Origin of the sequence: Maridesulfovibrio salexigens DSM 2638 (assembly GCF_000023445.1) — a bacterium.
In the GTDB taxonomy this organism is placed as follows: domain Bacteria; phylum Desulfobacterota; class Desulfovibrionia; order Desulfovibrionales; family Desulfovibrionaceae; genus Maridesulfovibrio; species Maridesulfovibrio salexigens.
The window spans coordinates 2,118,919-2,131,963 of the sequence record NC_012881.1; the positions used below are offsets into that span (position 1 = coordinate 2,118,919).

At 43.6% G+C, this 13,045-nt stretch carries 15 protein-coding genes and 4 tRNA genes; 12 read left to right on the forward strand and 7 right to left on the reverse strand.

The genetic code is table 11. From position 1 onward, the window contains the following. The first annotated feature begins 21 nt into the window (after positions 1-21). From DESAL_RS09700 to DESAL_RS09745, 10 genes are all read left to right on the forward strand, one after another. On the forward strand, positions 22-1,212 hold the full coding sequence (locus DESAL_RS09700; RefSeq protein ID WP_015851812.1) for a phosphoglycerate kinase: 1,191 nt from the start codon (positions 22-24) through the stop codon (positions 1,210-1,212). After that, positions 1,212-1,967 (forward strand): triose-phosphate isomerase, encoded by a 756-nt coding sequence (gene tpiA, locus DESAL_RS09705; protein ID WP_015851813.1) that lies wholly within the window; start codon positions 1,212-1,214, stop codon positions 1,965-1,967. The genes DESAL_RS09700 and tpiA overlap by 1 nt, the downstream gene beginning before the upstream one ends. A gap of 43 nt (positions 1,968-2,010) precedes the next feature. Beyond that, a complete protein-coding gene (gene secG / locus DESAL_RS09710; RefSeq protein WP_015851814.1) occupies positions 2,011-2,349 on the forward strand; it encodes a preprotein translocase subunit SecG in 339 nt (112 codons plus the stop codon). 56 nt (positions 2,350-2,405) lie between these two features. Then, a tRNA-Leu gene (locus DESAL_RS09715) sits at positions 2,406-2,492 on the forward strand. A gap of 131 nt (positions 2,493-2,623) precedes the next feature. Next, positions 2,624-2,710, forward strand: a tRNA-Leu gene (locus DESAL_RS09720). Positions 2,711-2,810: 100 nt separating this feature from the next. Further along, positions 2,811-3,080, forward strand: coding sequence for a hypothetical protein (locus tag DESAL_RS20350; protein ID WP_197528805.1), 270 nt, complete (start codon positions 2,811-2,813; stop codon positions 3,078-3,080). Between the two features lie 332 nt (positions 3,081-3,412). Then, positions 3,413-3,499, forward strand: a tRNA-Leu gene (locus tag DESAL_RS09730). A 112-nt stretch (positions 3,500-3,611) separates the two neighbouring features. After that, positions 3,612-3,980 (forward strand): nuclear transport factor 2 family protein, encoded by a 369-nt coding sequence (locus DESAL_RS09735; protein WP_015851815.1) that lies wholly within the window; start codon positions 3,612-3,614, stop codon positions 3,978-3,980. Positions 3,981-3,985: 5 nt separating this feature from the next. After that, positions 3,986-4,444 carry a GNAT family N-acetyltransferase gene (locus tag DESAL_RS09740; RefSeq protein ID WP_015851816.1) on the forward strand — a complete coding sequence of 153 codons (459 nt, stop codon included), beginning with the start codon at positions 3,986-3,988 and terminating at the stop codon, positions 4,442-4,444. 328 nt (positions 4,445-4,772) lie between these two features. Next, positions 4,773-4,859 (forward strand) — tRNA-Leu (locus DESAL_RS09745). A 51-nt stretch (positions 4,860-4,910) separates the two neighbouring features. Here DESAL_RS09745 and DESAL_RS20605 read toward each other — a convergent pair. The 4 genes from DESAL_RS20605 to DESAL_RS19745 form a co-directional block, all read right to left on the reverse strand. Beyond that, the gene (locus DESAL_RS20605; protein WP_015851817.1) at positions 4,911-5,045 is read right to left on the reverse strand and encodes a hypothetical protein; all 135 of its coding nucleotides are present in this window, start codon (positions 5,043-5,045) and stop codon (positions 4,911-4,913) included. Positions 5,046-5,173: 128 nt separating this feature from the next. Beyond that, positions 5,174-5,422, reverse strand: a complete 249-nt coding sequence (locus DESAL_RS09750; protein WP_015851819.1) for a hypothetical protein — start codon at positions 5,420-5,422, stop codon at positions 5,174-5,176. 168 nt (positions 5,423-5,590) lie between these two features. Beyond that, complete coding sequence (locus DESAL_RS09755; protein ID WP_015851820.1) at positions 5,591-6,280, reverse strand: DNA alkylation repair protein; 690 nt, start codon at positions 6,278-6,280, stop codon at positions 5,591-5,593. Further along, positions 6,281-7,654, reverse strand: coding sequence for a bacteriohemerythrin (locus DESAL_RS19745; protein ID WP_015851821.1), 1,374 nt, complete (start codon positions 7,652-7,654; stop codon positions 6,281-6,283). Positions 7,655-7,854: 200 nt separating this feature from the next. Here DESAL_RS19745 and DESAL_RS09765 point away from each other — a divergent pair, with 200 nt between their 5' ends. Further along, positions 7,855-8,049 (forward strand): hypothetical protein, encoded by a 195-nt coding sequence (locus tag DESAL_RS09765; protein ID WP_015851822.1) that lies wholly within the window; start codon positions 7,855-7,857, stop codon positions 8,047-8,049. 16 nt (positions 8,050-8,065) lie between these two features. After that, positions 8,066-9,319, forward strand: a complete 1,254-nt coding sequence (locus tag DESAL_RS09770; protein WP_015851823.1) for a M20 metallopeptidase family protein — start codon at positions 8,066-8,068, stop codon at positions 9,317-9,319. 78 nt (positions 9,320-9,397) lie between these two features. Here the strand turns inward: DESAL_RS09770 and DESAL_RS09775 are convergent, their stop codons facing one another. The 3 genes from DESAL_RS09775 to DESAL_RS09785 all read right to left on the reverse strand — a co-directional run bounded on the left by DESAL_RS09775 (position 9,398) and on the right by DESAL_RS09785 (position 13,023). Continuing rightward, positions 9,398-11,485: a tetratricopeptide repeat protein gene (locus DESAL_RS09775; RefSeq protein WP_015851824.1), complete on the reverse strand. Its 2,088-nt coding sequence runs from the start codon at positions 11,483-11,485 to the stop codon at positions 9,398-9,400. 593 nt (positions 11,486-12,078) lie between these two features. Then, on the reverse strand, positions 12,079-12,672 hold the full coding sequence (locus tag DESAL_RS09780; protein ID WP_015851825.1) for a transaldolase family protein: 594 nt from the start codon (positions 12,670-12,672) through the stop codon (positions 12,079-12,081). Positions 12,673-12,756: 84 nt separating this feature from the next. Further along, positions 12,757-13,023 (reverse strand): TRASH domain-containing protein, encoded by a 267-nt coding sequence (locus DESAL_RS09785; protein ID WP_015851826.1) that lies wholly within the window; start codon positions 13,021-13,023, stop codon positions 12,757-12,759. Positions 13,024-13,045: the final 22 nt, after the last annotated feature.

Sequence of the window (13,045 nt, forward strand, 5' to 3'; positions counted from 1 at the left end):
CGATTTAACCACGGAGTGATCATGCGCTTCATTGACCAACTTGATATTGCAGGAAAAAAACTGCTGATGAGAGTTGATTTCAACGTCCCCCTGGATGGAGAAACCATCACTGACGACAACCGCATCAAAGCCGCTGTCCCTACCTTTAAATATGCACTTGAAAAGGGCGCTTCGGTTATCGTTATGGCCCACTTGGGCAAACCCAAAGGCAAAAGGGTAGATTCCCTGAGCCTTGCTCCCGCTGCCAAGCGTCTTGGCGAATACCTCGGAATGGAAGTTCCCCTTGCTCCTGATTGCATCGGTTCTGAGGTTGAAAAAATGGCTGCCGAGCTGAAGCCCGGTCAGGTCATGATGCTTGAAAACCTGCGTTTTCATGCTGAAGAACAGGCTAAGACTCCCGAAGAACGCGGCGATTTCGGCAAACAACTCGCTGCCCTTGCTGATATTTATGTAAATGACGCATTCGGCGTAGCGCATCGTGCTAACGCTTCTGTCGTTGATGTTCCTTATGCTGCAAAAGAATGCTGCGCCGGCTTCCTGCTCAAACTGGAATGGGAATACCTCGGTGAAGCACTTAAAAATGCTCGTAAGCCCTACATCGCGGTTTCCGGCGGTGCCAAGGTTTCCTCCAAGCTCGGTATCCTCAACAATTTGATTGGTAAAGTTGATGATTTCATCATCGGCGGAGCAATGGCCAATACCTTCCTGCTCGCACAGGGCAAGGCTGTTGGAAAATCCCTTGTTGAAGAATCCCTCGTGGATACCGCTAAAGAAATCATGGATAAAGCTGCTTCCTCCGGTACTACCTTGCACCTGCCCACCGACTTTATCTGGGGCAAGGACATCGAGACCGCACAGGGTGTTTGCGACGGTGATTCCGTTCCCGAAGACGGCATGCTGCTCGATATCGGTCCTGAGTCTGCCAAGAAGTTCTGTGAAGTAATTGAAAGGTCCAAGACTATCGTCTGGAATGGTCCCATGGGTCTATTCGAGAAAGAACCTTTCGCACAGGGTTCCCTTAAGGTCTGCGAAGTTATGGCTAACCTTGATGACGCTACAACCATCGTTGGCGGCGGCGATACCGATGCTGTTGTGCATCAGGCCAAGCTTGAAGATAAATTTACTTTTATTTCCACTGGTGGCGGCTCCTTCCTCGAGTTTCTCGAAGGCAAAGAACTTCCCGCATTTAAAGCACTTAAGGAGAACAGCTAATGAAAAAATTAATGGCAGCCAACTGGAAGATGTACAAAACTCGCGCTGAAGCTAAAGCAACAGCTGAGGATCTGCTTACAAAAATCGAAGGCAAGCTTCCTGCTGACCGTGAAGTTGTTATCGCAGCTCCCTACACCGCTCTGGAAACCGTAGGTTCCGTGCTGGCAGGAAATGCTGATTGTCATCTTTCCGCTGAAAACCTTTATCCTAAGGCTGAAGGCGCATTCACCGGTGAGATCTCTCCTGCTATGCTTAAGGATGTTGGCTGTGTATATTCACTGGCTGGACACTCCGAACGCCGCGCAATAATTGGTGAAACTGATGAGCTGGTAGGTGATAAGGTTGCTTTCGGTCTTGAGAACGGATTGTCTATGATCTTGTGCATCGGTGAAACTATTGATGAAAGAAAAGCCGGGGAAGTACAGAAGGTTATTGACGAACAGCTCGAAGCTGGTTTAAAGAATGTAGCTTCCGACTTCGCTCCCGAAACCGTTGTTGTTGCTTATGAGCCCGTTTGGGCCATCGGCACCGGTGAAGTGGCCGGCGAAGGCGAAATCGTTGAAGCTCACGGTTTTGTTAGAGAAAAGCTGAAAAAACTTTTCCCTGAAAAAGCCAATGAAATCCGCATCTTGTACGGCGGAAGCGTTAAACCTGCCAACTGCGCACAGATCATTGCACTTGACAATGTGGACGGTGTCTTGGTAGGAGGCGCGAGCTTGGACGCGGAAAGTTTCAGCCAGATCGCACTGGCTTAAATATCTGCCTTATTCCAGGTGAAAAAATAAAGGAAAAAAAGCTTTGCAAACGCTCGTAATTACTGTACACATTATCGCCTGCGTCTTCCTGATCATTTTCGTTCTTTTACAGAGCGGTAAAGAAGACATGGGCGTAATCTTCGGCGGAGGAAGTGGATCTGTTTTCGGTAGCACCGGAGCAGGTGGAGTTCTCGTAAAGATCACTGCATTTCTGGCAGCAATCTTCCTGGTAACTTCTCTCTCTTACAACTACCTCTCCGGCAACAGGATTGCTGATGAGTCCGTCATGCTGAAAGGTGACACCATCATCACTCCTGAAGTAGAAAAGCCTGCTGTCACTTTTGAAGAGCCCGCAAAGGCTCCTGCAGAAGCGACCAAATAGTAAGTTTTTAAAAACTTCACTGAAGTTCTTTAAAATATATAGCTCGTAGTTTCAGAGCCGAGGTGGTGGAATTGGTAGACACGCTGTCTTGAGGGGGCAGTGGAAGAGATTCCGTGGGGGTTCGAATCCCCCCCTCGGCACCATCTGAAAAGCAGGTGCTTCGAAAGAAAAATCCTAAATATTACGAGCAATTATTTGCAAAAACATCTTGCAAATAAATTCAGAGAGCGGTATCTATCTCCTCAACGAGACGCTCTTTGAGCATACACCTCGGGCCGAGGTGGTGGAATTGGTAGACACGCTGTCTTGAGGGGGCAGTGGAAGAGATTCCGTGGGGGTTCGAATCCCCCCCTCGGCACCACGCAATTAAGAAAGGGTTGAAGCGAAAGCTTCAGCCCTTTTTTGCGTTTATAAAATCGAAGATGCTACTTCTCCATTCCATTATAGCTAGAGGGCACATCATGTCAGATTACGACAAACCCTTTCAGCATAAGGGTTCTATTTCCAATGTTCACGTTGGAATGGAGTTTGAATTTGCAGCTAAAGATTTTTGGGAATCTCAAGGGGTAAAACTATTCCGATCAATCAAAGTTCCTATCGGAATTGATGCCGCTAAACCAAAAGATCATGCATTTGATTTAGGATGCACAGAACTAAAAGTTATAGTCGAATGCAAATCGCATAAATGGACTTCCGGAGGAAATGTCCCGAGTGCGAAATTGACTACTTGAAATGAAGCTATGTATTATTTTGTTTCTGCGCCATCTGGGTTAAGAAAAATAATGTTTGTGCTACGAGATTTTTGCCCGAAGCATAATTGCACTCTAGCTGAATACTATATCAAGACGAATTACCACCTAATCCCAAGTGATGTTGAATTTTGGGAGTATAATGACGAAACCAGAACAGCACGCAAGCTTATAACTTAATTCTTTTAGTCTGATTTCATTGATAAAAACCAAATCAAATTAATTTCAAATTATTATAAAAAACATCTTGCCAAGGGTGTCAGATTTACGTAAACACTTCTTCACACGACGCGGAAACGCGTTGTACACCTCTTGCCGAGGTGGTGGAACTGGTAGACACGCTGTCTTGAGGGGGCAGTGGAAGAGATTCCGTGGGGGTTCGAATCCCCCCCTCGGCACCATGCAACAGAAGAAGGGTTGAAGCGAAAGCTTCAACCCTTTTTTCGTTTATCCAATATTTATTTGCAATGCATTTAAACTCTATATAATTCATCTAGTAAAAGAGGTGAATTAATGACTCAAATAAGCCCAAGAGAAATTGTACAAGATTGGGTAGATGCTTTTAATAAGGCAGATGCAAATCTCATTTCAGAATTCTATCACGAAAATGCCGTAAATCATCAAGTTGCAGAGAATCCAGTCTCAGGCAAAGAAGCTATATTCAAAATGTTCGAGCAGGAATTTTCAGCAGCAGAAATGATATGCATAGTTGAAAACATTTTTGAAGATGGAGAGTGGGCTATTCTTGAATGGCGTGATCCGCTAGGTCTACGAGGTTGCGGATTTTTTCATATTGTTGAGGGTAAAATTTTATTGCAACGCGGCTATTGGGATAAGCTTACCTTTTTACGCCAACACAACCTTCCGCTGCCGACAAGGTAGAAAATATGATTATTAGTGATGTAACTAAAACCAACTACAGTGAGCTGATTAAGCTTTGGGAAAGATCTGTCCGCGCAACTCATGATTTTCTTGATGAGAGCGATATTGAATATTTAAGGCCACTCATTTTAGAACAGTATTTCGATGCTGTTGAATTGAAGTGCGCTAAAGACTCACACGGAGTAATTTTAGGCTTCTGTGGTGTCGCGGAAGGAAACCTTGAAATGCTTTTTGTTGATCCGCAAAGCAGAGGGCAGGGCGTTGGTTCGGCTTTATGCGCATATGCCATAGACAATTTAGCTGTCACCAAAGTTGACGTGAATGAGCAGAACCCCCAAGCTTTGGGGTTTTACGAGCATATCGGTTTTCGTATTGTTGGAAGGTCCGATCTGGATGGGCAGGGCAAGCCGTTTCCCCTTTTGCATATGGAGTTGGATTACGACAGAACACGCGGAAAAGTATAATTAATTGCAAAAAATATCACTCTCTAATTTGGCTCAGAATTGATTTTTTAAGTATTTTGCTTGTGCTGTGTTGTGCCGAACAAGGTAACGCGTCAGATTTGAATTTTAAGCCAAATAGGTGTTGATAACTAAAAATTGATATTTTTAGGTTTATTTCAGGGCTGTTTTCCTTTTTTTGATTGGCTAATCAAATGAGTTGTTGCTGAAATTATTGATAAAAAGATAGTCTAAACTTTTTTTGGAATTATTAACAAAAACATCTTGCCAAGGGTGTAAGATTTACGTAAACACTTCTTCACACGACGCGGTAACGCGTTGTACACCTCTTGCCGAGGTGGTGGAACTGGTAGACACGCTGTCTTGAGGGGGCAGTGGAAGAGATTCCGTGGGGGTTCGAATCCCCCCCTCGGCACCATGCAACAAAGAAAGGGTTGAAGCGAAAGCTTCAACCCTTTTTTGCGTTTTATTAATCGTAAAATTCAGCAACACATTCGGAACAGATTTCGACACCTTCATTTTCCATTTCAGCAATGTGCTCTCGCAACTCCTCTATATCTAAACAGGGAACCCCACCTGCATTCTGGTCATCGACCCTTTTCATACATTCTGTTACTCCGGCAGTTTACCGAGCACGATTAAGACCATCGCATGTATCAATTTCTACAATATGATAATAATCGTTTTCATCATCTACTTTACTTCCCGAGATTAAACAGTAGGTGTTCATTATCATCTCTCCTTATTAGCTTGGGCCATGACTGAACCAGCGAGTTCCTTAGTTGAGGCGGCATACTTATCACTTTGCAAGATTTTAGATGCCTTTGTTTCCATTTCTTTTCCGGTCTGTTTTCCCGTTTTTGACTGAGAAAGCGCAGACGCTGCCATCGATTTTGCTGCCTTAGATGCTTTTGGATCTTTTAACGTCTTGCCAGCTTTTGAAGCTACTTTCTTAGATGTCTTTTTGCTGTTCTTAGCCATAAATTTCCCCTTAACTGCGGTTTATAAATGTTCTTTTACCATCTCTCGTCTAGGAAAATTTATCAACAGGTATGTCTGTATTTTGAACAAAAAAAATTCAACAATCGATAATTTTGCAAACAGTGATTTGTATGTCCAAGTTATGTACGGAAAGCTCATTCTATGCTGCTACAAAAGCTTATGCATATTCTTCAAAGCCTCGCGCTTGCTTAATCCTGAAAGCCGATCCTCATTTGCTTCCACATAGTCTTTCACAATTTGAGGATGAGTCCACGCATAATCGCGTAAAGCCCAGCCGATGGCTTTGCGCAGGAAAAATTCTTTTGAATCAATGTTAGGATCAATGCATTGCTGCAATAAAGTGAAATCTAGTTCATCTTTAAAGCGGAGCTGACAAAGAATGGAGGAGCGACGTTTCCACATATGGTCATTCGTGGACCATTCAAGCATTAATTCTCTCATCCGCTTTGGTTCCGCACGCAGAATATTCCCAAGCGGTAAGGTCAAGGCATCGCAGAAATCCCACCATGCTCCGCTGACTATCATTTCTTCCACCATGGGCAGAGCTTCCCAAGTATGAAATTTTATGCAGGGCTTCCAGTCGATCAAATCTAAAGCACTGTATCGCTCTTCTCTAAATTCAGCTTTGCGCCAAAGTTCCAGCACTGCTGATTGCCACTTATCAAAATCCCAAGGTTCGAATTCTTTAAAAATACGAGTACAGCCTTTGCGCCGAAGGGGAGTGCGGATGCCATAAAAATCCATTTCGGATTTCATATACTTTTTCATATCCGGTGCGCGTTCGGGATCAGCAAGGTCTTGCAAGGCTTCGCGGATCTTTGGAAGAATATGGGACATTTATTTATCACCTTTAAAATACTTAACATATTGCCGGTCGGTATTATTGATATGGTTGATAATCCAATCTTGCAGGAATGAATCGATGCTGTCCGGGAAGATATATTTTTTGTCACGGTTTAAATCCATAACTTCGCGGGTGATACGGCGATGCTCTTTCATATGCTTTTCAATTTCAGGAAAACCGCGTTTTTGCATGAAAGCCTCTTCGCGGGCGAAGTGACTGGAAGTGTACTCCAACAGTCGGTCGAAAAGTCGTGCGATTGCATCGTGGTCTTGACCATCACGAAGGGCGGATTGGAAATCCTCGGCATAACGGACAAGTACCCGGTGCTCGGCATCAATGGAAGGAATCCCGAGCAGTAGATTTTCGGACCATTTGATATTGTTTTGCAATTCGCAGCAGGCCCCGTCTTTTTTGACCAGCTCAAGAACGGAATCACCATAATTAAGCTCTAACTCATCGGATGGGTTTTCAATATCAGTTCCATCAGCCCGATGAAGAACCAATGCGCTGATAGCTCCAGTTTTACCTTTCACTTCAGCTACTGTAGTCGGGGCACTGTCGTAGTGGGGAAAAATTCTCAGACTGTAACCCATCACTTCATGAGCGACAGGACCTTTTTCTTCCGGTTCAGCTACTCCGGCATGGCGGGCTAGAATATGCCCGATTTGTTCACCTCCCAGATCAAGTGGATAGACCACGGTATTAGCCCCGGCCCGGAGCATGCGGTATTCGATGGAAGGATCGGTTCCGCGTGCAACTACAAAAATATCCGGATTAAGTTCGCGGGCAGCAAGTGATATATTAATATTGCTGGCATCATCATTAATACAAAGCACGATAAAATCAGCTCGCCGAATTCCTGCGGAAAGCAGGACTCCATCAACCGCTGCGTCACCATGTAAAATTTTGTATCCGCGCTGCTCAGCTTCAATTAATTGTTCTTCGTCATTATCCAGAACAACAAAATCCAACCCCAATTCATAAAGCTTCAAGGAAATGGCCCGACCAATCTTGCCGTAACCGCACACAATTGTGTGCTTTTCTAATTTGTTAATTCTGTCGTTCATTTTCTTTTTCTCGTAGAGGTTTCTGATTCCTGACTGGACAATAACTTTTGCGACCTGCGCCACAAATACCGCAGCAAGACCAAGGCCCGCAAAAATTAGGACAATGGTAAAAATTCTTCCGGCAGGGGAGAGGTTGTGTATTTCCCCAAAGCCGATGGTAGTGATGGTAATCACAGTCATATAGAGGGCATCGAGCACGGACCAATTGTTTTCGAAATACAAATATCCCGCGGTTCCGCCCAGAAGAACCGTGAAAAATGCAACCAATAGTTGAATATTTTGGCGAATGTTGGATGACATTTTGTAGCTTATTTTCCAATGTGTTTATATGCGAAGTGATTGTTTTTAAATTAAATATGGTAACTTTACCATTTTATCAACCAATTGGCAGCCAGTTGGTAACGGTATAGATGATAATTTTCATAGACATAGCAGATCACAGACAATACAATTCAATCTGCCTGTAAATATAGAGAATTTCATTTAAAGGAGTTTCATAAATGAGTGATGTTAAAAAAAGTGTGGATTACATCTTCCATGGTCTGGATGCTCTCGATGTTCTGCTCTGTTCAAAAGAAGCTGAAAATCTCAATGTTCGTAATATTGTAGGACTTCTTCATCCTATTCTCGATGATGCCAAACGTAGGGCACACACAGAAATTTCTGCCCGTAACACTAAAGACAAAGACTCGTAGATCGAAAGGAACTTAAATGAATTTGACCCAACTGGTTCGAACTGAACTGGATGATTTAGTCAGAATTTACAAGCACCTGCATGCCAATCCAGAGCTTTCGCGTGAAGAAGTAAAATCTTCCAAACTGGTTGCAGACCAGCTGGAGGAGTGCGGTATTTCTGTAACCAGAAATTTCGGCGGCTACGGTGTTGTCGGTATTCTGGAAAATGGAGACGGTCCGACTGTTATGGTCCGTGGTGATATGGACGCGCTGCCGATTACCGAAGAAACCGGACTTGATTATGCCAGTTCTGTCAGAGGCAAAGATCCTTCCGGCAACGATACCGGTGTGATGCATGCTTGCGGGCATGATGTGCATATGACCACTCTTGTTGGTACGGCCCGCGTCCTTTCTAAATTCAAAGAAAGTTGGAGCGGGAAAATAATTTTTGTCGGGCAGCCCGCTGAAGAATCTATGTCCGGTGCCAGAGCAATGATTGAGCAGGGGCTTTTTGGAAAATTCGGAACTCCTGATTATTGCCTTGCCACCCATGTCATTACCAAACTTGAAGCCGGTAATATTATGGTTAAATCCGGTCCGATCATGGCCGGGACTTACCAATTGAAAATTACCGTCCGCGGAGTAGGGGGACATGGTGCCATTCCGCAGGAATGCATTGATCCGGTTGTGCTCGCCGCTCGAATTGTAACTTCGCTTCAAACCATTGTCAGTCGTGAGTTCAGTCCACTCGATCCAGCAGTTGTCACTGTTGGTTCCATTCATGGCGGAACAAGGGCCAATATTATTCCCGGTGAAGTTGTCATGGAAGTTACTGCACGGTTCTGCAATTCAGAAGGGCATGATCGAATCTTTGATTCCGTAAAGAGAATTTGCAAATACGAAGCATTATCCATGGGACTTCCTGAAGAACTGTTGCCTATAGTTGAATTTGACGATGAAAGTGATCTGCCCGCAACAACTAATGATAGTGGATTAGCTGATATTGTCCGCAAAGCTGCTGCGGAACATCTTGGCGCTGAAAAGGTACATGAAGCTGAAATGGTCATGGGCAGTGAGGATTTTTCATTGTTCAGAACAGCTGGCGGTATGGAAACTCCATCATGTCTGTTTTTTACCGGAGCGACCTCTGCTGAAGAAATGACCTTGTTCTATGAAAAAGGAATTAATCCGCCGTCTATTCACAACAGTAAATTTTATCCACCGCCAGAGCCGACCATCAAGACTGCCGTCACCACAATGGCCGGAACGGTATTAAGAATTTTAAGTTAAAATTAAAGGCCCTGCTAAGATATTTAGCAGGGCCTTTGTTGTTTGGTTTTTAATTTATAAGCTCTAGCAAAGCATCTGTTAAAACGGAAAGCTAACGTCTTTTCCAGCCCCGACTTTGGCCAACTTGGTATCGATGGCATTAAGCCTTGCCTGAGCTGCTTCTTTTTGAGCCTTCCGGTCAGCACGTTTAATCACTGTCTTCAGAAAACGTTTGGCTGTTTCGAACTGGCCTTTGTGCTCATAAATCATGGAAGCACGATACATGGCGGTCACTGCCCAGATATTCTGTTCGGGGAATTCCCAAGCAAGTTCAAGATAGTGCTTGAGAGCTTTATCTTTTTTACCGATAGCGTGCTCACCCTCGGCAATCCAGAAAAGCACTTCCGCACGGAGTTCGTCATTTTCTAATTGATCACGACCCGACCAAATTCTTTCAAGTATAGCTTGAGCTTTTTTCAGATCTCCTTTCTGCTGAATCATCAGCGCAAGCTTCAATTCCTTTTCAGCAGGAAGAGTTCCGCCGGACTGGAGAATCTCGTTGTAGGCATTCATAGCCTTATCATCTTTTCCAGTAGCGAGATCATAGGCAACTGCAGCAGTGAGCCACTTAAGGCGAAGCTCCGGTCCGAATTTGTCCTGATCAACACGCTTCAAATAGTAGGCGGACAGTTTGAAATCTCTGTTCTGAGCCGCTTTATCAGCTAGGTAAATAAAGCTTTCCGCTCCCAATTTGGATTTAGGAAAAAGGAATGCACTGCGGCGGGCAACTTGAGAGTTTTGCTTCTTTTCTGCCTGCTTCGACAGGTCTGCAAAAACGAGCAGTCTGTCCAATGGATTGGTATTGATGACCTCATTTAACGCTTTTGAAGAGACAGGCTTCCAAAAAGGGGTGTTTATATCACTGAAATACTCAATCCCGGCAGCTTCACTCAAACCGGAAATGATATAAAGATGCTCATTTTTTCCATAATCTGCCGTACTGAGAACTCTAGATAAAGGCAGCTTGAAAGCAATACCGCTGGCAATCCTGAGGCTCATGGGCAGAGTATCCTTATCCAGACGCTTCAGAACATTTTCAGCAAGTGCCATGTCGCCGGTCAAAAACGCAAATGCCAAACGGTAGTTCTGCAGAGCGTTAACCAGATCACTTGAAAGCAGTAAAGAACCAGTTTCGCGGTCAATGGTTTCCAGAGCTTCCTGAGGTTCCATTTCCATCAGTTTTTTGCGGAAAACATTCCATGCAGGCGATGTCGGAGCACCAAGCTGCCAGAGAGTAGGGGATATGATTGCAGGTTCTAACGCCCCTGCTTTGATAAAAGAAGCCGGTCGTACCAGATTCTCTTCATTAAATATAGAAACTGTCTCGGGAACTTTTCCAGACTCCAGATACTGGTTTACAGATTTCCAGAAAGTCTGAACCGTAGAATTGGATACAGCATCTAGAGCACGATTTGATTGAGACCATTCGCCGATACTGGCTGCGGCCATGGATTGGGCAATTAATACGCGGTCTGCATCTCCAACAACTGATGAATTACTAACAAACGGTTGGCTCTCGGCAGGACTATGCAAATTTTCAAGTTTGGATTTGCTGTTAACTACAAAATAGGTTGTAGGCCATACTTTTTCAGCCTGACCGAAAGTCTGTTCGAGGAGCATTTTCCGTGATTCCCGAGCGGAGTCCGGAGTTACCCGATACCCCCAGTAAAGGGAACGCCAGACATCAAACCAAATACTTTTGAGATAGGAATCCTCTTTAAATTTGGTAGACATAACATCTTGGTCCATCAAACGAGCAGCCTGACTGAACCAGATTACACCCTTAACAGGATCACCGAGAGCTCGCTGGCATTTGCCACCAAGCCAGAGTCTGGTGATTTCCTGTGTTTTATCGGTAAAAGCCGGGGTTGATTGCAGCGTTTCTAGACATGCTGAATAGCGGCCGAGATTGAAAGCTGTTTCGGCCCGTTTAAGAATCAACTCAGGAGTATCTCCTGTCTGAGAATAGTTCTGTTCCAGAATGTCCCAGGCTCCATATTTTTCAAGCCAGGTTTCAAATGAAGCAGTCTTACTGGATGAAGCTGCAAATACATTTCCACTCCCTCCAAATAAAACAGCCGCAGCCAGAAGGGAAGGTAATATCTTTTTCTTAAGTCTCAAACTCATGAAAACCTCATGGATTTAGAATTCAATTCAACGTGAATTATTAGTTACCACTGAGATAAAGAAAACCGTCTCAAGAGGCAAATTGAATCGTTGAAAGATACACAGTTTTACTAATCACAACTACTTAGTAGGGCTATAATTTGTGACAAAAGAATATTTATGAATTCGATAAACTTTAAGTAGCTAAATTTTAATATTTAGTTAGACACAAACTTATCGACTGTAATGAAGATGGGACTCCAAAACACACCAAATTCATCCCGGCCACTTCTCAAAGTTTACATAATTTACATTATGAGACAACAATATAAAGCTATTAATATCAGTAAGATAAAACCAGATCCTTTTGTTCTTCGAAAAATATGGGCTATTTTAGCCAGATTTACTCTTTTCTTCTGAACTCACTTAGTGTTCATGGTTTCTTTTGTTTTTAAGCTCGCTCATAACTGTCTAGAACGTGAGTCTTGGAAAACAATTTTAAAACGCTTAGGAGCTAAATTTGGAAGTCGTAATATTTGAATATAAAAAAGCCTTGTCTGCTATCAATCAGACAAGGCCCAAAATGAAAATTATATGCACTGGTCAACTTAACGCTAACTGTCGTTCTCCAAAAACTTCATCAAACCAGTAAATGTAATTTCCAGTCCATCAACTCCAGTCGCAGTCACTGAATCTAGATCGATTGATTCACCGGAGATATTTGCCAGCACACTTGCATGTAATTCATGATAGCGAATCAACTTCACTGTCTGAGCTAGAACTTTAAAATTAGCGACAGACTTTTGTTTGACCTTTTTCATATTAAAACAGACAAAAGCTGCTCCTGATTTTGCTGCCATTATGGCCTTGGTCGTACTGTCCAGATCGGTGATCATTACAGACACTTCTTTATCCGCTAAAATCTTGCAAGCTTTAAAACCTTCATGTGTCGCTTTAATGCTAATTACAATGTTTGGACTAAGGCGCAACAATTGCAACGCTTGCTGGAGAATATCTTCGGAGTTGTTGCCAGCTGCTGACACAAAGATGGGACCATTTGTGCAACATATTATTGATTTGGTGTCATTATCAGTAGCAACACATTTGTCTTCCCCATTTTCCGGAAGCAGCTTAATTCCGTCAATGAGTCCGTATTCACCGGCTTTCCGTACTTCATAAAGCGAACATGTTCTTAGGTAGATTTTCATAGCCCCCCCCTACCCCTTTTCAGGCGCAAAAAAAAGAACCCTTTTAACTACTGCCAAAAGGGTTCAATGAAATATTACAAAAAACTATTCGCCGCTGTCAGCCTCAAGTCTTTTAATGTACTTGTCGCGACATTCAAAGGAACAAAAGCACTCGACTTTTTCTCCATTACGGACGCGGATGTCACCATCTTTAGGCACATAAGCTCCGCAGATGGGGTCTTTAACCATCTCGCCGGTCTTGACCTTCTTATTAAAGTCTTTGCCTTCCTTTTCCTGCTTTTTTTTCTGGTCGCCAGTGAAAAGCTTCCACATGACAAATGCGGCAATTGCGATAACAACAAATTTAAGCATTACTTCTACACCTCAATATAAA